Annotated in this window: 20 protein-coding genes; 14 read left to right on the top strand and 6 right to left on the bottom strand. The window is 67.5% G+C overall.

The window, feature by feature from the left end:
- Positions 1-320: 320 nt before the first annotated feature.
- From ON40_RS20120 to trpB, 8 genes are all read left to right on the top strand, one after another.
- Positions 321-1,034, top strand: a complete 714-nt coding sequence (locus ON40_RS20120) for a (2Fe-2S)-binding protein (RefSeq protein WP_040825205.1) — start codon at positions 321-323, stop codon at positions 1,032-1,034.
- Between the two features lie 189 nt (positions 1,035-1,223).
- Complete coding sequence (gene thrS / locus ON40_RS20115; RefSeq protein ID WP_040825204.1) at positions 1,224-3,281, top strand: threonine--tRNA ligase; 2,058 nt, start codon at positions 1,224-1,226, stop codon at positions 3,279-3,281.
- An 11-nt stretch (positions 3,282-3,292) separates the two neighbouring features.
- Positions 3,293-3,874 carry an ATP adenylyltransferase gene (locus ON40_RS20110; RefSeq protein WP_040825203.1) on the top strand — a complete coding sequence of 194 codons (582 nt, stop codon included), beginning with the start codon at positions 3,293-3,295 and terminating at the stop codon, positions 3,872-3,874.
- Position 3,875: 1 nt separating this feature from the next.
- On the top strand, positions 3,876-4,568 hold the full coding sequence (gene pgsA, locus ON40_RS20105) for a phosphatidylinositol phosphate synthase (RefSeq protein WP_040825100.1): 693 nt from the start codon (positions 3,876-3,878) through the stop codon (positions 4,566-4,568).
- 8 nt (positions 4,569-4,576) lie between these two features.
- Positions 4,577-5,593 carry a phosphatidylinositol mannoside acyltransferase gene (locus tag ON40_RS20100; protein WP_051193328.1) on the top strand — a complete coding sequence of 339 codons (1,017 nt, stop codon included), beginning with the start codon at positions 4,577-4,579 and terminating at the stop codon, positions 5,591-5,593.
- A complete protein-coding gene (locus ON40_RS20095) occupies positions 5,590-6,714 on the top strand; it encodes a glycosyltransferase family 4 protein (protein WP_040825098.1) in 1,125 nt (374 codons plus the stop codon). The genes ON40_RS20100 and ON40_RS20095 overlap by 4 nt, the downstream gene beginning before the upstream one ends.
- Positions 6,714-7,757 carry an NUDIX hydrolase gene (locus ON40_RS20090; protein WP_040825201.1) on the top strand — a complete coding sequence of 348 codons (1,044 nt, stop codon included), beginning with the start codon at positions 6,714-6,716 and terminating at the stop codon, positions 7,755-7,757. The genes ON40_RS20095 and ON40_RS20090 overlap by 1 nt, the downstream gene beginning before the upstream one ends.
- A 147-nt stretch (positions 7,758-7,904) precedes the next feature.
- Entirely contained in the window at positions 7,905-9,158 is a 1,254-nt protein-coding gene (trpB, locus tag ON40_RS20085; RefSeq protein WP_051193347.1) for a tryptophan synthase subunit beta, read from the top strand.
- On the opposite strand, the gene ON40_RS49980 is transcribed toward trpB, so the two are convergent.
- Entirely contained in the window at positions 9,148-10,275 is a 1,128-nt protein-coding gene (locus tag ON40_RS49980) for an MspA family porin (protein ID WP_083895791.1), read from the bottom strand. The two genes, trpB and ON40_RS49980, sit on opposite strands and share 11 nt — an antisense overlap.
- A gap of 524 nt (positions 10,276-10,799) precedes the next feature.
- On the opposite strand from ON40_RS49980, the gene pdxS reads away from it, so the two are divergent.
- Together pdxS and ON40_RS20065 are read left to right on the top strand one after the other, a co-directional pair.
- Positions 10,800-11,702 (top strand): pyridoxal 5'-phosphate synthase lyase subunit PdxS, encoded by a 903-nt coding sequence (gene pdxS, locus ON40_RS20070; protein WP_040825198.1) that lies wholly within the window; start codon positions 10,800-10,802, stop codon positions 11,700-11,702.
- Between the two features lie 179 nt (positions 11,703-11,881).
- Positions 11,882-12,781, top strand: coding sequence for an LLM class flavin-dependent oxidoreductase (locus ON40_RS20065; RefSeq protein WP_040825096.1), 900 nt, complete (start codon positions 11,882-11,884; stop codon positions 12,779-12,781).
- Positions 12,782-12,818: 37 nt separating this feature from the next.
- Here ON40_RS20065 and ON40_RS20060 read toward each other — a convergent pair whose 3' ends face one another.
- On the bottom strand, positions 12,819-13,436 hold the full coding sequence (locus ON40_RS20060; protein ID WP_040825095.1) for a nucleoside/nucleotide kinase family protein: 618 nt from the start codon (positions 13,434-13,436) through the stop codon (positions 12,819-12,821).
- A 100-nt stretch (positions 13,437-13,536) separates the two neighbouring features.
- Here ON40_RS20060 and ON40_RS20055 point away from each other — a divergent pair, with 100 nt between their 5' ends.
- A complete protein-coding gene (locus ON40_RS20055) occupies positions 13,537-14,358 on the top strand; it encodes an acyl-CoA thioesterase (RefSeq protein WP_040825094.1) in 822 nt (273 codons plus the stop codon).
- A gap of 19 nt (positions 14,359-14,377) precedes the next feature.
- Here ON40_RS20055 and ON40_RS20050 read toward each other — a convergent pair whose 3' ends face one another.
- Complete coding sequence (locus ON40_RS20050; protein ID WP_373281943.1) at positions 14,378-16,183, bottom strand: APC family permease; 1,806 nt, start codon at positions 16,181-16,183, stop codon at positions 14,378-14,380.
- Between the two features lie 127 nt (positions 16,184-16,310).
- Here ON40_RS20050 and pdxT point away from each other — a divergent pair, with 127 nt between their 5' ends.
- Positions 16,311-16,931: a pyridoxal 5'-phosphate synthase glutaminase subunit PdxT gene (gene pdxT, locus ON40_RS20045; RefSeq protein WP_040825196.1), complete on the top strand. Its 621-nt coding sequence runs from the start codon at positions 16,311-16,313 to the stop codon at positions 16,929-16,931.
- Between the two features lie 135 nt (positions 16,932-17,066).
- A complete protein-coding gene (locus ON40_RS20040; RefSeq protein ID WP_040825091.1) occupies positions 17,067-17,819 on the top strand; it encodes a YebC/PmpR family DNA-binding transcriptional regulator in 753 nt (250 codons plus the stop codon).
- 58 nt (positions 17,820-17,877) lie between these two features.
- Here the strand turns inward: ON40_RS20040 and ON40_RS20035 are convergent, their stop codons facing one another.
- Positions 17,878-18,528 (bottom strand): TMEM175 family protein, encoded by a 651-nt coding sequence (locus ON40_RS20035; protein WP_063713053.1) that lies wholly within the window; start codon positions 18,526-18,528, stop codon positions 17,878-17,880.
- Between the two features lie 429 nt (positions 18,529-18,957).
- Here ON40_RS20035 and ON40_RS51935 point away from each other — a divergent pair, with 429 nt between their 5' ends.
- Entirely contained in the window at positions 18,958-19,722 is a 765-nt protein-coding gene (locus ON40_RS51935; RefSeq protein ID WP_157186350.1) for a hypothetical protein, read from the top strand.
- Between the two features lie 331 nt (positions 19,723-20,053).
- On the opposite strand, the gene ON40_RS20025 is transcribed toward ON40_RS51935, so the two are convergent.
- Together ON40_RS20025 and ON40_RS20020 are read right to left on the bottom strand one after the other, a co-directional pair.
- Complete coding sequence (locus tag ON40_RS20025; protein WP_040825086.1) at positions 20,054-21,565, bottom strand: MutS-related protein; 1,512 nt, start codon at positions 21,563-21,565, stop codon at positions 20,054-20,056.
- A complete protein-coding gene (locus ON40_RS20020) occupies positions 21,562-23,079 on the bottom strand; it encodes a MutS-related protein (protein WP_051193325.1) in 1,518 nt (505 codons plus the stop codon). Before ON40_RS20020 ends, ON40_RS20025 begins: the two co-directional genes overlap by 4 nt.
- Positions 23,080-23,181: the final 102 nt, after the last annotated feature.

Below are 23,181 nucleotides of genomic sequence, written 5' to 3'. Positions count from 1 at the left end.
CGGCCCCGCGCTCGCGGAATATCTCGCGAGCGCGGGGCCGTCGTCACGACTCGGCGCGCGCGGCAGGCCGGGAAGCGCCGAGCATGTGGGGCTCGGTCGGAGCGGATCTGCTCCGGCGCCGGTCCGGCGGCGCGCGCGTCGAGCGTGCCTGCGGGAGAGCGCGTGTCGCGGGGCCTAGGCTTGATGAGGTCCTGCGGCGCAGTGGTCTGCGGCGCGCACCCGGACCATCGGTCCGGGCCGGGCGAATTCCTCATCGACCTCGGCTCTCGGGCGTGCCAGGCTGGTAGATGACAAATTCGGTGGATCGGAGTCGAACGGACATGGTTGCGGTTTCGGCGGGGACGGTGGTGCCCGGTGTCGTGCTGACGCGCCCGGAATGGCTGGCGGAGCGAATCTCCGATATGGGGATCTCGTGGGGTACCGGCGATACGCGGGTCTCCGGCACGTTGTGGTGGTGTATGGCCGCATCCTCGCTGATCGATCCGGTCGTGGCCGCTTACGCATCCGGGCTGACCGCGCCGGACATGATTCTGGAGCATCTGCTGTGCGAAGTCCGGCCGGACGGCGGAATCGAGCGGGTGTTCCCGGCTGCGACGTCGGGGGATTCGGCGGCGGGGTCGGGCTCGGTCGCTGATCATTCCCGGGAAGACCGTGGAAGTTGTTGCGCTGAAATCGATCCCGTTGGTGCCGAGAGTGTCGCGCGGAACCTCCGGGAGACGTTGGCGCGGATCATCCCCGCAGTCGCCGAAGTCTCCGGGGCGGGAGTGGCCGCGCTGTGGGCGATCGTCGCCGACGCCATCGGTAATCGGGCGATCGACGCGGGCGATGCCGAGGCCGGGGCGCGGCTGGCAGCACAGGTCGCGGGGCGGCTGCCGGTGCCGCGATTCATCGATATCGGCGAGCGCACGTTCGTCCGGCGAATCTCCTGCTGCCTGGTGTTCGAGGTACCCAACTGCCAGATGTGCACCAGCTGCCCGAAGCGCCCAGCCGCCGAACGACAGGAACTACTCAGCGCACTGGCCGCACGCGGCTGAGGCCGGGCCCGCCTGCGATCCGGGCCCGCAGGCCGGTCCATCGGCGCGAGCACGGCGGGCTCCCGATAGCATGGTCGCGCCGGGCCGCATCCGCGTACCGGCTGGACCCAGGTCCACTCGCGGGAATTCCCCGCAACCGACATTGTGCGGGCAACCGCCCGCGAAGACGACGCCAAGGAGAGCGCAGCCGTGACCATCTCAGCCCGCATAACCCCAGCCGCCCTCGTTCGGGTGCCGGCCGGGACGACGGCGGGCGCCGCGGTGCGTGAGGCGGGTCTGCCGACGAAGGGCCCCGACACCGTCGTGGTCGTGCGCGACCCGGAGGGCAACCTCAAGGATCTGTCCTGGACCCCCGACGAGGACGTCGAGGTCGTGCCCGTCGCCGCCGACACCGAGGACGGCCGCAGCGTCATCCGGCACTCGGCCGCACACGTGCTGGCCCAGGCCGTGCAGCAGGAATTCCCGGAGGCCAAGCTCGGCATCGGCCCGCCGATCAAGGACGGCTTCTACTACGACTTCCAGGTCGATCGTCCCTTCACCCCCGAGGATCTGGCCAAGCTGGAATCCCGGATGAAGAAGATCGTCAAAGGCGCGCAGCGGTTTTCGCGGCGTGTGGTGGAGGTCGAGGACGCGCGCGTCGAACTCGCCGGCGAGCCGTTCAAGCTGGAACTGATCAGCGACAAGTCCGGAATCGACGATCCGGAGGTCATGGAGGTCGGCGGCAAGGAGCTGACCATCTACGACAACCTGGATCCGCGAAGCGGGGAGCGGGTATGGGGGGACCTGTGCCGGGGACCGCACATTCCGACCACCAAGTTCATTCCCGCGTTCAAGCTGACCCGATCCTCCGCTGCCTACTGGCGGGGTGATCAGTCCCGCGAGGATCTGCAGCGCGTCTACGGCACCGCATGGGAATCGCAGGAGGCCCTGGATGCCCACCTCGCCCTGCTCGCCGAGGCGGAGAAGCGTGATCACCGCAAACTCGGCCTGGAACTGGACCTGTTCTCGTTCCCGGACGAGCTCGGCTCGGGCCTGCCGGTGTTCCACCCCAAGGGCGGCATCATCCGCAAGGAGCTCGAGGAGTACTCGCGCCAGCGGCACATCGACGCGGGCTACGAGTTCGTGAACACCCCGCACATCACCAAGGGGCATCTGTTCGAGGTCTCCGGCCACCTGGACTGGTATCGGGACGGCATGTTCCCGGCCATGCACCTGGACGCGGAGTACAACGAGGACGGCAGCGTCCGCAAACCCGGCCAGGACTACTACGTCAAGCCGATGAACTGCCCGATGCACAACCTGATCTTCCGGGCGCGCGGCAGGTCCTACCGTGAGCTGCCGCTGCGGCTGTTCGAATTCGGCTCGGTGTACCGGTACGAGAAGTCCGGTGTGGTCCACGGCCTGACCCGGGTTCGCGGGATGACCCAGGACGACGCGCACATCTACTGCACCAAGGAGCAGATGCACGCGGAGCTGACCAACACGCTGAACTTCGTGCTCTCCCTGCTGAAGGACTACGGCCTGGACGACTTCTACCTGGAGTTGTCCACCAAGGACCCGCAGAAGTTCGTCGGCTCGGATGAGATCTGGGAAGAGGCCACCGAAACTCTCGAGAAGGTCGCCGGAGCCTCGGGCCTGGAGTTGGTGCCCGATCCGGGCGGCGCGGCGTTCTACGGCCCGAAGATCTCGGTGCAGGCCAAGGACGCGCTGGGGCGCACCTGGCAGATGTCGACCATCCAGCTCGATTTCAATCTGCCCGAGCGGTTCAACCTGGAGTACACCGCCTCCGACGGCACCAAGCAGCGGCCGGTGATGATCCACCGCGCCCTGTTCGGTTCCATCGAGCGCTTCTTCGGTGTGCTGACCGAGCACTACGCGGGCGCGTTCCCGGCGTGGCTGGCGCCGGTGCAGGTGGTCGGCATTCCGGTGGCGGAAGCCTTTGCGCCGCACCTGGATCGGGTGATCGAACAGCTGCACGACCAGGGTGTGCGCGCCCAGGTCGACCGCAGTGACGACCGCATGCAGAAGAAGATCTTCAACAACACCGCGCAGAAGGTGCCGTTCATGCTGCTGGCCGGGGAACGGGACGTCGCCGCCGACGCGGTGAGCTTCCGGTTCCGCGACGGAACCCAGGTCAACGGCGTCCCGGTCGCCGACGCCGTGGCCACGGTCGCGGACTGGATCGAACGTCGCGAGAACCCCTCACCCACCGCGGACGGATTCGAGATCCGGACCGGTGGGGTGTGATCGGACCCGCCATGGATTCGGAACAGATCGTGGATACCGGCGCGGGCGACCCGGACCGGCTGCAACGGCTGTGGACTCCCTACCGGATGTCCTACATCACCGGTGCGGTCGGGGATCGCGAGGCGCGCGAGCGTGAGACGACGGAACCGGGCGAGCGGTCCGCGCCCGGACATCCGTTCATCGAGATCCCCAAGATGTCCGATGAGGACGGTCTGGTCATCGCCCGTGGGGAATGGGTTTACGCGGTGTTGAACCTGTATCCCTACAATCCCGGGCACATGATGGTCGTGCCGTATCGGCGGGTGGCCGATCTCGAGGCGCTCACCCTCGAGGAGAGCACCGAGCTGATGGCCTTCACACAGCAGGCGATCCGGGTGATGAAGAAGGTGTCCCGGCCCGAGGGTTTCAACGTCGGGCTGAATCTGGGTGGTGTCGCGGGCGGGTCGCTCGCGGACCACCTGCATCAGCACATCGTGCCCCGCTGGGGTGGGGACGCCAATTTCATCACCGTTGTCGGCGGGGTGAAGGTGATGCCGCAGCTGTTGCGGGAGACCCGGGCCCTGCTGGCGGGCGCATGGAAGGAAGACTCGTAGCGTGCTGAGCTTCTTCGGTCGTGAGACATTCGCCAAAGCGACTGCGCCGCTGGGCAAAGCGCTGGTGAGTACCGGGCTCACGCCCGATGCCATGACGTTGATCGGCACCGCGGCGTCGATCATCGCCGCGGTGACGCTCTTTCCGCTGGATCACCTGTTCTGGGGCACGATGGTGATCTGGCTGTTCGTCATGTTCGACATGCTCGACGGGGCGATGGCCCGCGCCCGCGGCGGCGGCACGAAATACGGCGCGGTGCTGGACGCCTCCTGCGACCGGGTGGCCGACGGGGCGATCTTCGGCGCGCTTGCCTGGTGGTCGGTGTACAACCAGCACAGCAAGCATCTGTTCGCAGCGACGCTCGTGGTGCTGGTGACCTCGCAGGTGATCTCGTATGTGAAGGCGCGTGCGGAGGCCAGCGGCCTGACCGCCGACGGCGGCCTCATCGAGCGGCCGGACCGACTGGTAATCGTGCTGGTCGGCGCCGGATTCACCGGAATCGGGCAGTATTTCGGCATCGGCTGGCTGGTCTACGCGGTGTATGTCGCGATGTACATCCTGGCGGTGCTGAGCGTGGTCACGGTGTTCCAGCGGGTGCTGGCGGTGCGCAATTCCTCGGGTGCGCGCGATCTGCTCGTGTCCAAGGGCGCCGGTGGAACGCAGCCGGGCGCGGCCGAATCCGGCCCGGCGAAATAGGGGGCCGCATGACGGATCTGAAGTCCGCGCTGACCGACAAGGCGTACGCGGCCGGATGGCGACTGGTCCGGGCTCTTCCCGAGGGCACGGCGCGCCGGTGGTTCGACCGTGGCGGCAACTGGGCAGGTAACCGCGCGAACCGGGCCGCGCACCGCACCGGCGACCCGAATCAGTTGCGCCGCAACCTGGCCCGGGTGCTCGGCGTCGCCCCGGCCGCGGTCCCCGACGAGTTGATCCGCGCGAGCATGCGCTCATACGCTCGGTACTGGCGCGAGGCGTTCCGGTTGCCGAGTATGGATCATGCGGCTCTGGGATCACTGCTCGTCGAGCAGGTGGAGAACCTGCACGCAGCGCTGGCCCGCGGCCGCGGTGTGGTGCTCGCGCTGCCGCATTCGGGCAACTGGGATATGGCCGGGGTGTGGCTGGTGCAGAACAACGGCACCTTCGCCACGGTGGCCGAGCGGCTCGAACCGGAGTCCCTGTTCGAGCGCTTCGTGGCGTACCGGGAGAGCCTCGGGTTCGAGGTGTTCCCGCTCACCGGAGGTGAGCAGCCGCCGTTCGCGCAGCTCGCGGATCGCCTGCGGCACAACGGGGTGGTGTGCCTGATGGGTGAGCGCGACCTGACCGGCAAGGGAGTTCCGGTGACCATGTTCGGCGAACGCACCTGGCTGCCCGCGGGCGCTGCCAAGCTTGCCATCGAGACGGGGGCCGCCCTGATCCCGGTGCACTGCTGGTTCACCACCGACGAGTCCGGCCGCGAGTCCTGGGGGATGAAAACCGAAACGGCACTGGACACTTCGGGCGGCGTCGCGGCGGCCACCCAGGCGCTGGCGGATCGGTTCGCGGCCAATATCGCCGAGCATCCCGCCGACTGGCACATGCTCCAGCCGCTGTGGGAGGCCGACCTCTCCGAGGCCCGGCTGGCCCGCATCGCGGCGGCGCAGGCCGGACGTACCGCGGATCCGGTGCGGCACAGGGAGGATCGCGCGGCACAGGACGCGGTGCCCGGCGACGGTGGGTCATGAGGATCGGCATGGTCTGCCCGTACTCGTTCGACGTACCGGGCGGGGTGCAGTCCCATGTCGTGGAGTTGGCACAGGTACTGATCGAGCGCGGGCACCGGGTCAGTGTGCTGGCCCCGGCCTCGGAGGAGACCCAGCTGCCGGACTTCGTCGTCTCGGCGGGCAAGGCGGTGGCGATCCCCTACAACGGCTCGGTGGCGCGTCTGTCCTTCGGGCCTACCGCCTACAGCCGGTTGCGGCGCTGGATCGCCGAGGGTGATTTCGACGTGCTGCACATCCACGAGCCCAATGCGCCCAGTCTGTCGATGCTGGCGCTGAAGGTCGCCGAGGGACCGATCGTGGCGACCTTCCACACCTCGACTACGAAATCCCTTGTGCTGAGCACCTTTCAGGGTGTGCTGCGGCCGTATCACGAGAAGATCAGCGGCCGGATCGCGGTCTCGGAGCTGGCTCGCCGCTGGCAGGTGGAGGCGCTCGGCGGGGACGCGGTGGAGATCCCCAACGGCGTGGACGTGCCCGCGTTCGCGCACGCGCCGCTGCTGGGCGGGTATCCGCGCGAGGGCGGGACCGTGCTGTTCCTGGGCCGTTACGACGAACCGCGCAAGGGGATCGCGGTGCTGTTGGGTGCGTTGTCCGCGCTGGTGCGGCGGCATCCGGGAGTGCAGATCCTGATCGTCGGGCGCGGCGACGAGGAACGCTTGCGGCGCGAGGCCGGGGAACACGCCTCGCATCTGCGGTTCCTCGGTCAGGTCTCGGATGAGGACAAAGCCTCGGCGATGCGCAGTGCGGACGTGTACTGCGCGCCGAACCTCGGCGGCGAGAGTTTCGGCATCGTGCTGGTGGAGGCGATGGCCGCCGGAACCGCCGTGGTGGCAAGCGAATTGGACGCCTTCCGCCGAGTGCTGCGCGACGGCGCCGCGGGCAGGCTGGTCCCGGTGGGTGATTCGACGGCGCTCGCCGACGCGCTGAACGAACTGCTCGGTGACCGGCGCCGTCGGCAGGAACTGGTGCGCGCGGCGAATCAGGTCGTCGGGGAATATGATTGGCCTGTCGTGGCCGAACAGATTCTGCGGGTGTACGAGACGGTCACGGTCGGCGACACCCGAGTCAGGACCGCCGGATGATCACCTTCTCCGCCACCACGATTCTCGTCCTCGCGCTGATCGCTGCGCTGATCGTCGCCGCGGGCGTGTGGGCGTACTCCACGGCAAATCGCCTGGACCGGCTGCACGTGCGTGGCGATCAGGCGCGCGACGCGCTCGAGGCGGCCCTGTCACGACGTGCGGTGGTGGCCCGCACCGTGGCGATCTCGATGGCCGGACCAGCGGCCGATCCGGCGGTGACCGAGCGGTCCAAACGGCTTGCCGCCCTGGCGGATCGGGCCGAACGCGCGGACTGGCGCACCCGCGAGACCGCGGAGAATCAGCTCGCCGCGGCATTGTCGGCGCTGGACATCACGCAGTTGCGCCCACAGCTGGTGGCCGAGTTGGCCGACGCCGAGGCGCGGGTGCTGATCGCGCGACGTTTCCACAACGACGCGGTGCGCGACACCCTGGCCCTGCGCACCCGCCGTCCGGTGCGGCTGCTGCACCTGGGCGGTACCGCGCCGCTGCCGACCTACTTCGAGATCGCCGAGCGCGTCACGCCCGCGGCGACCACCGGACTGGATGTGGACACCGTGCGCACCTCCGCCCGGGTGATCCTGCTGGACGAACAGGATCGGGTGCTGCTGCTGCGCGGTCACGACCCGCGGACGCCGGACATGCCGTTCTGGTTCACCGTCGGCGGCGGTATCGAGCCGGGGGAGACCCTGCGCACCGCCGCGGTCCGCGAACTGTGGGAGGAGACCGGATTCGCGCTGGACTCCTCGCTGCTGCGCGGCCCGCTGTGGCGGCGGGTGGCGGTGTTCCCGTTCGACGGTGAGCTGATCCGCTCCGAGGAGTTGTTCTTCGTCGCGCGCGCCAAGAATTTCACCCCGTCGGCGGCCGATCCCACGACCTGGGAACGGCACTGCGTGACCGCCGACAAGTGGTGCACGCCCGAGGACATCGCCGAACTGGACCGCCAGGGCGAAGCGGTGTACCCCTTCCACCTGGATCAGCTGCTGCCCGAGGCGATCACCGCATCCTCCGCGATGACCGATCCCGAGGTCCGCTCCATCCGCTAGGCCGCCCGGCACTCGCGCGCCGACCGGGGGCGGCAACTGCTCACGGAGTGTTAACCAGCCGTGGTGATACCCATTATGTTCGCGCTCACGTCCGCAGGACACTGTGTGGCAGTCGGATCGTGTGGGTAGTGAGAGTTGTCGGTGGACATGGTGATTGACCACGGAATTGCGCGGAGCCATCGGCTCGGCGGAGTGTTACCGGATGAGCGCGGCCGGTTCGGGCGGTACGGCGGGCGGTATGTCCCCGAGGGACTGATGGCCGCACTGCTGGATCTGGAACGAACCTATCTGGCGGCCAGGAACGATCCGCGTTTCATCGCCGAACTCGACGAGTTGCTGCGCAACCGAGTGGGGAGACCGACTCTGCTGCACCAGATTCCGCGGTTCGCCGGAGCGTTGCGGGTGCCCGGTGTGCGGGTCTATCTCAAGCGCGAGGATATGACGCACACCGGCGCGCACAAGATCAACAATGCGATCGGGCAGGCGCTGCTGGCCCGGCGGATGGGCAAATGCCGGATCATTGCCGAGACCGGTGCCGGGCAGCACGGCGTCGCGGTGGCAACCGTGTGCGCGATGCTCGGTCTGAGCTGTGTGGTCTACATGGGCGCGGACGATATGGCGAGGCAGGAGTCGAACGTCGTGCGGATGCGGCTGCTCGGCGCCGAGGTGCGTGCGGTGAGCACCGGCGGCCGCGGCCTGAAGGAGGCGGTCAGCGAATCGGTGCGCGACTGGGTGGCGAATCTGGACACGAGTCACTACGTGTTCGGTACCGCGGCCGGGCCCGCTCCCTATCCGTGGATCGTGCGCGAATTCCAGACGGTGATCGGCCGGGAATCGCGTGCCCAGATCCTGAAATCCGAAGGGCGACTGCCGGATTACGTGCTGGCCTGCGTCGGCGGCGGGAGCAATGCGGTCGGCATGTTCCATCCGTTCGTGGACGATCCGGGCGTGCGGCTGATCGGAGTGGAGGCCGCCGGGCGCGGCGGGCACGAGCATGCGGCGACGTTGAATTTCGGTCGTCCGGGCGAGGTCGACGGCTCGTACAGCTATCTGCTGCAGGACGAGGACGGTCAGATCAGCCGCACTCACAGCATTGCCGCGGGTCTGGACTATCCCGGCGTCGGGCCCGAGCTGAGCCATCTCAAGGACGCGGGCCGGGCCGTGTTCGGCACTGCCACCGACGCGCAGGCGTTGCGCGGTCTGCGCGCGCTGAGCCGCACCGAGGGGATCCTGCCCGCCCTGGAATCCGCGCACGCCCTCGGCTATCTGCTGGACGTGGCCGAACGCGGTGAGCTGCCCCCGGATTCGGTGGTCCTGGTGTGCCTGTCCGGCCGCGGCGACAAGGATCTGCACATCGCCGCCGCCGGGCTGGATGCTCCCGAACCGGATCTCAGAACGTGAACTTGTTGCCGTAGGCGGTGGTCTGCACGCTGCCCTGCGGCGTGGCGACCGTGGTGGTCACGAACGGGACCGCCTCGACGGGTGAGGCGCACTGGGCGACGTTCACCGCGGCGTTGGAGAAGGTCAGATGGTAGGGAAACCGGGTGTTGTTGTCCAGGGCGGCGGTCGCGGTGGTCGCCGTGGTGACCTGGCCGGGCGCGATGGTCGCTTGCAGGACCTCTTGTACGCCGAGCAGACCGGCGACATTGGGTGCGATGCCCACGGCGGACGAGCTGCTGTTGGTGGGCGGCGAGGTCGTGGTGGGTGTCGGGGTCGTGGTCTCTGCTGCGCTCGTGGTGGGCGCTGAGCTTGTGGTGGCTGCTGCGCTCGTGGTGGGCGCTGCGCTTGTGGTGGCTGCTGCGCTCGTGGTGGGCGCTGCGCTTGTGGTGGCTGCTGCGCTCGCGGTGGGTGCCGAGCTTGTGGTGGGTGCCGGGCTCGCGTTGGGCGCTGCGCTTGTAGTCGGCGCTGGTGCTGTGGTGGCTGCTGCGCTTGTAGTGGGTGCCGGGCTCGTGGTGGCTGCTGCGCTTGTAGTGGGCGCTGGTGCTGCGGCGGCTGCTGCGCTCGCGGTGGGTGTCGGGCTCGTGGTGGCTGCTGCGCTTGTAGTGGGTGTCGGGCTCGTGGTGGCTGCTGCGCTCGTGGCGGGTGCCGGGCTCGCGGCGGGTGGGTTGCTCCCGATTCTCCGGGCTGCCGCGTTGGACGGGCTGTTGATCGTGAGGCTCGGGGTGATGCCGGCGGTCAGGGCCTGATTGGGCTCGATACCCACCTGGACGCCCCCGGCCGTGCTGATCCCGCAGCCCAGCAGGAATCCCGCGACCGCACTGCCGGAGATGATCGGAACACCGGTGACCGCGACCGAGTAGTTCCCGCTCACCTGGGTGGCGTGCGAGAACGTCATGAGGTAACTGGGGGTCCGATCGCCCGGCGGGGCTACTCCGATGCGATCGACCGAGGCATGCAGATGTAAACCCGATCCATCGACGTCAGCGGTGGTGGTCTGCGCGTTTCCGAGCCGGGCGCCACCGGCCCACAGGCCGAGCGCCAACACACTTGCCGCGGCAAGGGTGGCGGAGCGTCGCATAGCGGGATCCTGTTCTCGAAGCGGACGTGCACAAATGCGGTCTTTCGGAGAGCGAGGCGTGCTGCTATCAGCTGGAAATCATAGGTGACTCGAGCGGTAAATCCCTGGTGGTGGACGGGCGCGCCGGAGGCCGATTCCTGTCCGCCGGCGCCACGGCCGCTCGCGCCCCGGCGGATGGAAATCTGTGAGATGCCTCATCTTCCGCTAGGGTCGAGGCGCGGTTCGCCGTTCGCCGCACGGCGGTGAATCGGATGTGTGGAGGTGAACGCCGTGACCATGTCATATCTGCTGCACGACTTCCTGTTGCCGTACCTCGGTGAGGAAGCCGCGACCTACTGGGCGACGCTGTTCGTCATCGATCCGGCGGGGTGATCGCGTAACGACGCGGTAGCCGGATTCGGCTCAGGGGCCGGTTGGGCAGTCCAGTGGTCTCCGACTGGCTATGAAGTGGCCTGATCGGGCCGCCTAGAATCGTGTCGTTCGATCATGAACGATCCGATTCGCCCAGCACTCAGGAGTTAGCCGTGACGACGCCCGAATCCGCCCCGACGACCGGTACCGCCCGCGTGAAGCGCGGTATGGCCGAGATGCTCAAGGGCGGGGTGATCATGGACGTGGTCACGCCGGACCAGGCCAAGATCGCCGAGGATGCCGGCGCGGTGGCCGTGATGGCGCTCGAGCGGGTTCCCGCCGATATCCGCGCCCAGGGCGGCGTGTCCCGGATGAGCGATCCGGACATGATCGACGGCATCGTCAACGCCGTGTCCATTCCGGTGATGGCCAAGGTCCGGATCGGCCATTTCGTGGAGGCGCAGATCCTGCAGAGCCTCGGCGTGGACTACATCGACGAGTCCGAGGTGCTGACCCCCGCGGACTACTCGCACCACATCGACAAGTGGAACTTCACCGTCCCGTTCGTGTGCGGCGCGACCAACCTCGGCGAGGCGTTGCGGCGAATCACCGAGGGGGCGGCCATGATTCGCTCCAAGGGTGAGGCCGGCACGGGCGATGTGTCCAATGCCACCACGCATATGCGCAAGATCCGCGACGAACTGCGGCGGCTGAGCTCGCTGCCCGAGGACGAGCTGTTCGTGGCCGCGAAGGAACTGCAGGCCCCGTACGAGCTGGTCCGTGAGGTCGCCGAGACCGGCGAGCTGCCGGTGGTGCTGTTCACCGCGGGCGGTATCGCCACCCCGGCCGATGCCGCGATGATGATGCAGCTGGGCGCGGAAGGCGTGTTCGTCGGCTCGGGCATCTTCAAGTCGGGCGATCCGGCGCAGCGCGCGGCGGCCATCGTCAAGGCGACGACCTTCCACGACGATCCGGATGTGCTGGCCAAGGTGTCGCGCGGTCTGGGTGAGGCTATGGTCGGCATCAACGTCGAGGAGATCCCCGAGCCGCACCGCCTCGCCGAACGCGGTTGGTGATCGGCGATCTGATCCGGTTCTCATCGAGCCCCGGCCCCGTGTGGGCCGGGGCTCTTTGCTGTCATCTGGCCTGTTCAGCGCGTTTCTGATCGATCCGCTTGTCAAGCGGAACGGTGATCCGTATCGTTAACGGAGCGAGGTTCCGCTTTATCGAAAGATGCCGAAAGGACCGATGAACGATGTCGCAGACGACCCGCCCGAGCTTCGGAATCATGACCGCTCCGCAACAGGTGGACTATTCGGACATCCAGCGAGTGTGGCGGGAGGCGGACGGGATCGAGCAGATCGAGCATGCCTGGCTGTTCGACCACTTCATGCCCATCGCCGGAGATCCGGACGGCCCGATCTTCGAAGGCTGGACACTGCTGTCCGCACTGGCCGCGCAGACCTCCCGGCTGCGGCTGGGGCTGCTGGTGACCAGCAACAGGTTCCGGCCGCCGGCCGTACTGGCCAAGATCGCCACGACGGTGGATATCGTCTCGGGCGGCCGCCTGGACTTCGGCATCGGAGTCGGCTCGCGGCCCGACATCCCCACGGCCCGACGCGAATACGACGGGCACGGCCTGCCGTACTACGACACCGCGCACGCCGTCGGGAGTTTCGCGGAGGCGTGCACGGTGATCCGGCGGCTGTGGACCGAGGACGAGCCGTTCGACTTCGAGGGTGAGTACATCGAACTGAGTGGGGCGCTGGGCAATCCCAGGCCCGTGCAGCGCCCGCATCCGCCGATCATGATCGGCGGCCGTGCGGCCGCGACCCTGCGCGTGGCCGCCGAGCACGCCGATCTGTGGAACATCCCCGGGGGCGATATCGCCGATGCCGTCCAGCGCAGCGCCCTGCTGGACCGCTACTGCACCGAGCTCGGCCGGGATCCGGCCGCGATCACCCGCTCGATCTTCCTGCCCGTGTCCTATGACCACCCCGAACTCACCCGGGCCGCGGTCGACGAGGCGCTCGAGGCGGGCTTCGGGCATATCGTGCTGGGGCTCTCGAATCCCTATCCGGCCGGAGTCGCACGCTGGATCGCCGAGGAGATCATCGGGTCGCGTGCCGAGGTGGCCGCGCCGACTGGTGCCTGATCGGCCCCTTTCGAGATGGTCTGTGCCGGAACTTGTTTCACCTGGAATTCTGGTCTCGGACCTGCAGGGCCGGACGATCGCGGTGATCCCAGGCGACCAGGATGTCCGGTTCCTCGTGCGCGTCGCGGCGGTGCCGCAGCAGCGCCGCGACGATGAACGGCTCTGCCTCGGCGCGGCGCAGCGCGCCCTCGGACAGGCGGAGTTCGACCGTCAGATCGAAACTCAGCCCGCGATTCAGCAGCATCGGTCCCGCGACGAGCAGAATCGTCTCCGGGTTCGCGGAAATCGTTGTGGCGCGGGCGGATCGGTCGGTGCTCTCGTCCCAGAGGGCGGGCAGCCAGCGGCCGTGCTCGCGCAGCGCTTGCAGCACTTCGCGATTCAGGCCAGCATAGTCGAACCAGGCTGTGCGGTAGGACATCTCGTCGCGACCGAACTCCAGGCGCAATGACGCCGGACGGACATAGTCGTGCAGTGACACCGTCGCACAGGCCCGGCCGCGGGTGCGGATCCGGTCGGCGACGGTCTCGGCGAAACTCAGCGGATCCGCCGGATCGGCCCCGTCCACGGCGACGACCGTGTATCCCGGCAGTGCGAGGGCGCGGTCCAGCACGACCTCGACCAGCGCGTCCACGGTGACAGGGGAGAAACTCGGCACCGGACCATCATGCCGGGCGGCGGGTTTCGCGGAGAGTCGGCCATCGGCGCGGGTTCGCCATCGCTTAGCCTGAGCACGGCGACTTGCGGAAGGACGGATCATGGCGACGATCGAAGAGGCGTTGGAGCTCGAGCGGCTCGAGCGGGACATCTTCCGTGGCGCATCGCTCAAGACCCAACTGCCTCGCACATTCGGCGGGCAGGTTGCCGGACAGGCGCTGGTGTCGGCGGTGCGCACGGTGGAGCCCAAGTATCAGGTGCATTCGCTGCACGGATACTTCCTGCGCCCCGGTCGGCCGACCGAACCGACGGTCTACGAGGTCGAGCGGATCCGGGACGGTCGCTCGTTCTGCACGCGCCGGGTGACCGGGATCCAGGACGGTCAGGCGATCTTCACCATGTCGGCCTCGTTCCACGTCGGGGACGAGGGGCCGCAGCATCAGGACATCATGCCGCAGGTGCCGCCGCCGGACGACCTGCCGGACGCGGAGAAATCGATGAGCCCGGAACGTATGTGGGCCATGCGCGAATGGGAGCACTGGGACATCCGCCCCATCCCGATCGACCAGGTCGCTCAGCGCGACGGGCTGATCTCCCAGCAGCAGGTGTGGTTTCGCTACCGCCACCCGCTGCCGGACGATCCGCTGTTCCACGTCTGCACGCTCGCCTACATGAGCGATATGACCCTGCTGGGCTCCTCCAAGGTCACCCATCCGGACGAGCCGACCCAGAACGCGTCGCTCGATCACGCCATGTGGTTCCTGCGGCCGTTCCGCGCCGACGATTGGCTGCTCTACGACCAGAATTCACCGTCGGCCGGATTCGGTCGCGCGTTGACCGGCGGCCGGATCTTCACGCGGCAGGGCGAATTGGTGGCGGCGGTGGTCCAGGAGGGGCTCATCCGCACCCTTCGCGTGGACTGATCGGCGATCTGTTCGGCGCTCAGGCGGGCTGGACGCGCAGGTGGCACACGACCGTGTCGGGTAGGCGGCGCAGCTGGCGCTCCAGTTCGTCGCTGCGGTGGCTGGGCAGTAACCGGCCCCATCCGGCGGGCGGGTCCACTTCCGCGATCAGCACCACCTTGCGGCGTCCGTCGAAGTTGTCCCGGACGTAGCGAGCCACCGGAGCGCCGACGCTGCAGTCCCCGGCGTCGATGATCTCCAGACGCACCTCCGGATGCCACGCCTCCCACGCCTTGGTGAACACGGTGGTGTTCTCCCCGGGCAGGCAGACGTGCACCGCGACGATGTCGTGGCCGAGCGACAGCGCCGCGGACAGCGCCTCGCGGCTCAGTTCCGAGACCTCCGAGACCGGCACCACGATGACGGTGCCGGTGGCCCGCGGCGGCGCGGGCAGACATCCGGTCCCGCGGCAGCCGTCGATCCGGTTGTACTGCTTGCGAATTCGTTCCATCACCAGGACCAGCAGCGGCAGTACGAACACGATGAGCCAGGCGCCGGAGGTGAATTTCATCGCGGTGGTGACGATCGCGGCGACCAGGGTGAGCACCGCGCCGAAACCGTTGAGCGCCAACCGCCATCGCCAGCCGTGCACGTGATCGCCCAGCCAGTGCCGGACCATACCGGCCTGTGCGATGGTGAATCCGACGAAGACGCCGATCGCGAACAGCGGAACCAGCGCGTTCATATTGCCGTTCGCGGCGATCAGCAGGACCGCAGATGAAATGCCCAGGGCCAGAACGCCGTAACGGTAGACCTGACGCGGGGTAGCCACCGCGAACCGGTGCGGCAGGCAGTTGTCCTCGGCGAGGATCTTGGCCAGGGTCGGCAGGCCGCCGTAGGAGGTGTTGGCGGCCAGCGCCAGTAGGACGACAGTGTCGAATTGCACGATGTAGTAGGCGATTCCGTGACCGAGCGCGGCCGCGGTCAGCTGGGACAGCACCGTGGTCCCGTCCACCGGGTGGATGGCGAACTTGCCGATCAGCGTCGCCAGGCCGAGCAGCATCACACCCAGCAGGACACCGAGGGCGACCTCGGCCCGCTGCGCCTTGCGCACGCGCGGCTGCTCGAAACTGGGCACCGCGTTGGCGATCGCCTCCACCCCGGTCAGCGCGGAGCAGCCGCTGGAGAATGCCTTGAGCAGCAACAGGATTCCGATGGTCCGGGCGCTGGTGACCGTGGTCGCGGCGGTGCCCGCCACGGCAGGTTCCGACCGCAGCAACCCGGCCACGATCACCACCAGGACGCCGACCACGAACACCGCCGTCGGGGCCATGAACGCCCGTGCGCTCTCCCGGATGCCCGCCAGGTTCAACGCCGTGATGCCCAGCAGGACCGCCAGGCAGATCCACACGGTGTACGGCAGCAACGCGGGAATCGCCGAGGTGAGCGCCGCGACGCCCGCGGCGATGGAGACCGCGACGTTCAGCACGTAATCCACGATCAACGAGGCCGCCGCGACCAGACCGGTCCGATGACCCAGATGTGCGCGGGCCACGGCGTATGCCCCGCCGCCGTTGGGGAAGGCCGCGATCACCTGGCGGTAGGAGGCGATCAGCACGGTCAGCAGCACCACGATGGCCACCGTCACCGGCAGGGTCATCCCCAGTCCCGCGCTACCGGCCGCCGCCAGCACCAGCACGATGGATTCGGGGCCGTACGCCACCGAGGCCATCGCATCCAGGGACAACCCCGCCAGTCCGGTCGCCACGGTCAGACCGCGCCGGGGCGACGAGGTGTCCACCGGCCCGCCGGGCGCGGGCGCGGTATCGGGCAGTACGTCAGTCACCTGCGCGAGTGTTCCCCCGCGCGGCCCGTTTGTAACAGCGCACTTGCGAAGTTTTGACGGACGGGTGACCAGAACCACATCCGCGCCCGGTCGCACGAGGTCCCCTCCCGCGTGCTCGTATGCTCGACTGGTGAAACCGATCATCGGAGTGCTGGCGTTGCAGGGTGACGTGCGCGAGCATTTCCACGCCCTCGCCGCCTGCGGCGCCGAACCGGTGAACGTGCGCCGTGAATCCGAACTGGCCGCCGTCGACGGCCTGGTGCTGCCGGGCGGCGAATCCACCGCGATCAGCAAGTTGCTCGAGGTCTTCGGGCTGCTCGAACCCCTGCGGCAACGGCTGCGCGACGGACTTCCCGCCTACGGCTCGTGTGCGGGAATGATCCTGCTCGCCGATACGGTCCTGGACACCCGGCCCGATGCGAAGTCGCTGTCGGGCATCGATATGACCGTGCGGCGCAACGCTTTCGGCCGTCAGGTGGATTCGTTCGAGACCGATCTGGACTTCGAGGGCATCGAGGGTGATCCGGTGCGCGCGGTGTTCATCCGCGCGCCGTGGGTCGAGCGTGTCGGTGAGGGGGTGCGGGTTCTGGCGACGGTACCGTCGGGGCCCGCGGCAGGCCGGATCGTGGCGGTGCGCCAGGGCAGCGTGCTGGCCACCTCGTTCCATCCGGAGGTGACCGGCGATCTGCGGGTGCACGGCATGTTCGTGGACATGGTTCGCGAGCGGACGGCCGCTCGGCTCGGCTGAGCCGCCGGTCCGGGCGCCGCGAACGTTCCCCTCGGGGCGTTGGTGGGCGTCCGGTATGACCTGAGACACCGGGCAGTAGACTGACACGGTTAGCTGCGCGAATCTCGAGCACACCGACGTGAAGGAAGTAGGGGAATGAGCGGCCACTCCAAATGGGCCACCACCAAGCACAAGAAGGCCGTCATCGATGCGAAGCGTGGCAAGATGTTTGCCAAGCTGATCAAGAACATCGAGGTCGCGGCGCGTACGGGTGGTGGGGACCCTGGAGGAAACCCGACTCTGTACGACGCCATCCAGAAGGCGAAGAAATCCTCGGTCCCGAACGACAACATCGAGCGCGCCCGCAAGCGCGGCAGCGGTGAAGAGGCCGGCGGCGCGGACTGGCAGACCATCACGTACGAGGGGTACGGCCCGAACGGGGTCGCCGTGCTGATCGAATGCCTCACCGACAACCGCAACCGCGCCGCCGGTGAGGTGCGCGTGGCGATGACCCGCAACGGCGGCAATATGGCCGATCCGGGTTCGGTGGCGTACCTGTTCCACCGCAAGGGCGTGATCACGCTGGAGAAGAACGGCCTGAGCGAGGACGACGTCCTGATGGCCGTGCTGGACGCGGGCGCCGAAGAGGTCAACGATCTGGGCGACTCGTTCGAGATCATCAGCGAGCCCGGCGATCTGGTCGCCGTGCGTACCGCGCTGCAGGAGGCCGGTATCGAATACGACTCGGCCGATTCGGGTTTCCAGCCGTCGGTCTCGGTCGCGGTCGATGCCGACGGGGCCCGCAGGGTGTTCAAACTCGTCGACGCCCTCGAGGACAGCGACGATGTGCAGGACGTCTACACCAATGTGGACGTCAGCGACGAGGTGCTCGCCGAACTCGACGCGTAGTTTCGTCTCGCGCGAAGGCCGCCCGCAGCAAATGCTGTAGGCGGCCTTCGGTTTTCGATCAGGAGGCCAGGTTCGTGCGGATGCGCTGCTGCAGGAACGTCTCTAGCGGACCCGTGACGGCCAGGAGCAGCAGTGCCCACAGGCCGATCTCGGGCCAGGTCACCGCGATGATCAGTGCGACAAATGCCGCGGCCACCTGGAGCCAGCGCGTCACGAGTTCGGCCGAGGTGGCGCGATGCGGATCCGAGAGCAGATTCGCCCGATACAGCAGCAGTTCCTCGAGCCGCAGCATCACCATCGTGAACACGATGACGCCCAGGTAGATTCCGAGCGCCAACCGATCCCGATGGGTGAACTCGTCCAGTACCGTCGCCAGCGGCAATGCCACGATCCCGAGCAGCCACAGCATATTCGTCCGCACCAGCAGCGGTGTGTACCCGGTCGCCCGCTCGAACAGGCGGTGGTGGTCACGCCAGAACACGCCGATCACCGCGAAGGTCACCGCAGCCGCGATCAGCGTATAGATGTTGTCGGACAAGAACTTCGACGTCGTGCTGTGCTCGACCTCCCGGGCACTGTCGACCAGCGGCAACACGATCAGCGTAATGGCGATGGCCACCACGGCGTCACTGAAGAAGATCACCCGTTCGAGCCCCCGCTCGGTCCGGGGTTGGGCAGTGGTCGCTGTATCGGTGCTGTACTCGCTCACCGCACGAGCGTACCGAGTCGCGCCGCGCTGGGCTCGGCGGTCATCGAGGGCAGAATGCCGGTCGGCGGCTCTGTTGTGCCTGGAATAGACGAATGCGTTGTGGCGCAGCGGAATCACGACTGTCCGTGCGGTTCGAACTACCTACCGATCTCCCGGGGCTTCGGTTCGGATGCGTCGTCCTCGGCGAGATGCGCGGGGCGAAGTGGCTGGGCAGCGGGTTGTTCGCGTTCGAGAGCGCATGGATTGCGGAGGTATCCAGATGTACAGCGGGCAGAGTTCGGTCGGCGGAATAAGACTGCCTGCGGGGTGCGGACCTTGGCGGCGATCCGCGCGTAGAACGCTGACGGCAACGGAGGGTCGGCGCATGTATGTGGGGCGGATCATCTGGTTGCCGGCATCGCGGCCCTCCTCGTGGTGATTGTTCAGATTGTGCGGTCCATTCTGGAAGGCAATCCCTTCTGGTTCGAAATCCACAGGGCGTACTTCTTTCTCGATGCGGGCAACATCGCGCTGTGGGTCTGTCAGTTGGCGACCGTCGTGGGCGCGATTCTGCTCATGGTCATTGGGCACCGCTCGCCGACGGCGCGGACAGTGGCGACGCTCGGTATCGGGGGAATGTTCTGCTTGCATTCGGCCGCTGTGCCTGCGGCGCGACCGGTGTACTCGATCGGCCTGAACTGGCTGCTCGTCCTGGATTTCGTACTATCCCTGGTTGCGGTTGTCGCAATAGTGATCGGCAATCGTTCCGCCGGGCTTGCCGCACGTCCGTCGGCTGTGCCTGCGCGAACGTTCGCGCCGCAAGGGATGCCGCCGCACGCGATGCCGCAGTTCGGTATGCCTCAGCCAGGGATGGTTCAGGGAGGCGTGCCACAGCAGGGTGGTCCACAGGGGCAGATGCAGTATCAGGGGATGCCGCAATCCGGAGTCCCGCAGCAGGGCATCGCACCGGAAACGATTGTGCAGCAGCAAGGTCCGCCGGGCATCGTCCCGCAGCCGGGAATGCCGCAACAGGCGATGCCGTCAGCGCCGATGCCGCAACCCGGGGTGTTTCGACAGGGGATGCCGCTGGGCGGTGTGCCATTGGACAATAATCAGCCTCCCGCGTCGAATCCGGGATACCAGCAGCCTGGGCAACAGTTCTCCGCGCCGCCTGTGACAGGGCCTGCGGCACAGGGGAATCCGCCGCAGTTCTGAGGTCAACCTGTCCTGGTGTGGCTTTCGTCGGTGCCGGTGCCTCGTCAGGTGGTGCGCTGACATGGATGTCGCTGGGTGGCGCGCTGTTGGTGGCCATCAGCCTTGCTGTATTGGGTCCCGGGTGCCCGTGGGGCGGGGGAGCGGTTTACCGCGCTGTGTGCGAGAGGGATTGTGGCACAGACGAATCCGCCGCAATGTGGAGTTCGGCGGTCCGCCTGTGGCGATATCTGGGGTGCCGAATTTTTCGGAGTGCCGGATATGGCCACCGGGTGTGTGAGAATGCAATCTGTTGTAGCGGTGGATATTCCGGTGATGGCCGGGGTGGCGGCTGCTACTCGTCCGGGGGGATGGGTTGAGGTTGTGGGGTGCCGGCGAAGATTTTTCGGAAGATATCGTCGGCGTGGCTGCCGGATTCGGGGGAGCCGGGGATGAGGTGGAAGGTCCGGGTGCCGTCGGGGAGGCGTTCGGCGCGCAGGAACAGGTCAGCGAGGTGGGCGGATGCGGCACGGCGGCAAGCGAATTCGGTCAGGTGGGTGACGAAGACGATGGAGACGCCGGTGTCCAGGAGGGCGCTCAGCAGTGGCTCGGCTATCTGTTCGGCGTCACGAGCGTCGGTCGAGGCGAAGGATTCGTTGCACAGCAGGAGGGAATCGGGGTTCATGCGGTCGACGAGGTCGCTCATCCTGGCCAGTTCCTCGACCAGTTTGCCGTGTGACATGGTGCGGTCTTCGTCGGCGGCGAAGTGGGTGAAAATTCCGCCGTGCACGTCGGTGTCGAAACTCTCTGCGGCGACGAACATCCCGGCGTGCGCCATCAACTGGGCCGCGCCGACCGCGCGCAGGAACGTGGATTTGCCGCCGTTGTTGGCCCCGGTGACGATGATGAGCGAGCGACCGTCGGCGTCGAGGTCGTTGCCGACAACTGGTCGAACGCCCGCCAGACACAACCCGATATCGCGTAATCCGGTGCTGCGCAGGCGCGGTGCGCCCGGGGGATGGACGGTCGGCAGGCAGACCGGCACGCGATCCCGTGTCAGTCTGCGGTGCAGGGTGACGCAGCCCAGGTAGAACGCCAGCTGAGTGCGCAGCTGTGCGAAGAAGTGCTGCACATGATCGGCGGCATCGCTCACCACGTCGGCGATGATCTGCAAAGCCGGATTCTGGAGCTGGACAACGGGATTGGATTCGGTCTCCGGATCGTCGATGGCCTCGAACGTTCGCCCGGTGCGGCGATCGAGGCCGAATCGGCGTCGGCGGATCGGTGCGTGGAGGCGAATTCCGGCGATCTTGTTGCCAGGGCCCAGGCCCGCGGTGAAATGCAGCCCGTGCTCGAAATCCAGTGCGGCGAGCTGCTGTTCGACCGATACCAGATACGGCTCGTCGAGTTCCGCGGCGACCGTCGCGACCAGATCGGCGAATCCGGCGGATTCGAACGACGGGGCATGGTGCGCGCACGCCGTCCGCAGCTCGCGCAGACAGCCGAGCAGTTCTCGCAGGGGTTCCAGAGCGAGTAACAGCTTGCCGTTCGGACGATGTCTCGGGCCGACCTGCCAGCGTTTGACTCGGGTTGCCTCCGTGGCAATCCGGTAGAGCTCGCGAACCGACGACGGGTGGGCGCAGCAGTCGGCGAGGACGGCGTGACGGTAGCGGATCACTTCGGGGTCGGCGACGCTCGCGGGCAGGATCGCCCGCACCGCCTCGGTGACCGCCGGATCCTCGCCGTACTCGTCGTCGTGTGCCATGGCCGTGCACAGGGCATCCAGACCGAGATCCGCGAGGGTGCGCTGTTCGGTGGTGACGGTCCGGACCGTGACGCCGGGCGGTTGCAGCAGAGCGAGTCTCATCGGCGGATCCTGGCGGTCACCCGGTCGTAGGTCAGCCCGTGCCGACCGGCGAGTTCGAGGGCGTGGAGCTGTCCGCCGGGCGGTCTGCGCTCGATGCGGAAGGTGCGCCGGGTGGTGTCCTGGCTCGATTCGGTGACCGCGACCATACTCACCACCGCCGGTGAAGTGCGGGACAGTTTCTCGAAGAAGGTGACCCACAGCGCAATTGCGCCCCGGTCGATGATCCGGCCGAGGATGTCACCGCCGATCCGCAACGCATCGGAAGTACTTGTCGAGCTGAAACTTTCGTTCATCACGATCACGCTGTCGGCCGTGACGCGGTCGAGGGTGTCGCGCATCCGGGTGAGTTCACCGAGCAGTCGGCCGTCCGGATCCCCGGGATCCTCGGCATGTTCGAAATGGGTGAAGATCGCATCCGGCAACGGCAGGCGGGCCTCGCGGGCCGGAACCGGGCAGCCGAGCGCGGCGAAATACAGCAGCTGCCCGAACATTCGGGCGAAGGTGGTCTTCCCGCCCTGGTTCGGTCCGGTCACCATCAGCACTCGTTCCGGGCCGGACAATTGGAAATCGTTGCACACCAGGTGGTTTGCCCGGCGCGGTCGGATGGCGAGTGCGAGATCGAATGCGCCGTAGGCGTACACGTCCTCACCGGGCGCGGCCGTCTCGGGCAGGCACAGCGGGTGCCCCTGGGCGGCGAGGTTGCGACCGAATGCGAGATAGACCAGATAGAACTGGATTTCGCGATCGAACCGCACCACCACCGGATCGAGGAAGTCCGGATGGTCGAGGCAGAATTGTTCGAGCCGCGCGAACGGACCGGGATGCAGCTGCGCGACCTCCCACAGGATCTGCTCCTCGGTCTGGTTCATATCTGCCCACTGTGCTCCAGGCGGGGAGGCGGAAGGCGCGGCACATCCGAAGCGCGCGAACAGATTCGCGATCGCGGCGCTGTAATCCGCTACGCCCTCGTCGAATCCGACCTCGATCGTGCGACCCACGATCCGGAGGCTGTAGCGGACCGTGTCCAATTCCGCGCGGACCTGTCGTATCGCGTCGGCGAGCGCGGTGATCCGTGGTTCGCGAAGGTGTCCATCGAGCAGTTCGCGCCATTCGCGCAGCCCGCGCGAGTGGATCGGCAGGCCGGAGATCTCCTCGGACAGTCGCGTGAGAATCAGCAGATAGTTCTCGGTGGCATCGAGCTGCCGGCGGCGGCGCTGGTGCGGCTGTTCCAGGTGGGCACTCTGCGCGAGTGCGCGGCGAATCGCGCGCATACCGGCCGCGAATTCGTGGAAGGCCGCGCGCAACTCGAGATCGTCGAGATCAGCGAACACCTCGCGTCGATAGCTCACGGTGTCCAGATCGCGGACCGGCCGCAGATACAGCGGGCCCAGATCGTATTCGGCATCCCCGCGCAGCACACTGGCGAGCACCTGGTCGATATTGAGATCGGTACGCGCCGTGCGATCCACCGCGACCGCGACCGGATCCGGCCGGACGATGCTGAAATCCTGCACCTCGCCTCCCCACGTGCGCTGCCGGTGTTCGCGCGGTCACGCTGTCATCGAAGGCTAGAAGCATTACTTACCGGCCGTCAAGTAATGAGATGCCTCCGGACG

Source organism: Nocardia jiangxiensis NBRC 101359, assembly GCF_000308615.1.
GTDB classification, from domain to species: domain Bacteria; phylum Actinomycetota; class Actinomycetes; order Mycobacteriales; family Mycobacteriaceae; genus Nocardia; species Nocardia jiangxiensis.
The sequence above is the reverse complement of the archived record's forward strand: the minus strand, read 5'-3'. Positions and strand labels throughout refer to the sequence as shown.

Excerpts from the sequence above, each read along its gene's own strand:
- ON40_RS20120 (WP_040825205.1), top strand. The coding sequence starts at position 321 with ATGGTTGCGGTTTCGGCGGGGACGGTGGTGCCCGGTGTCGTGCTGACG.
- ON40_RS20110 (WP_040825203.1), top strand. The coding sequence starts at position 3,293 with ATGGATTCGGAACAGATCGTGGATACCGGCGCGGGCGACCCGGACCGG.
- ON40_RS20100 (WP_051193328.1), top strand. The coding sequence starts at position 4,577 with ATGACGGATCTGAAGTCCGCGCTGACCGACAAGGCGTACGCGGCCGGA.
- ON40_RS20095 (WP_040825098.1), top strand. The coding sequence starts at position 5,590 with ATGAGGATCGGCATGGTCTGCCCGTACTCGTTCGACGTACCGGGCGGG.
- trpB (WP_051193347.1), top strand. The coding sequence starts at position 7,905 with ATGGTGATTGACCACGGAATTGCGCGGAGCCATCGGCTCGGCGGAGTG.
- ON40_RS49980 (WP_083895791.1), bottom strand. The coding sequence starts at position 10,275 with ATGCGACGCTCCGCCACCCTTGCCGCGGCAAGTGTGTTGGCGCTCGGC.
- ON40_RS20065 (WP_040825096.1), top strand. The coding sequence starts at position 11,882 with ATGTCGCAGACGACCCGCCCGAGCTTCGGAATCATGACCGCTCCGCAA.
- ON40_RS20055 (WP_040825094.1), top strand. The coding sequence starts at position 13,537 with ATGGCGACGATCGAAGAGGCGTTGGAGCTCGAGCGGCTCGAGCGGGAC.
- ON40_RS20040 (WP_040825091.1), top strand. The coding sequence starts at position 17,067 with ATGAGCGGCCACTCCAAATGGGCCACCACCAAGCACAAGAAGGCCGTC.
- ON40_RS20025 (WP_040825086.1), bottom strand. The coding sequence starts at position 21,565 with ATGAGACTCGCTCTGCTGCAACCGCCCGGCGTCACGGTCCGGACCGTC.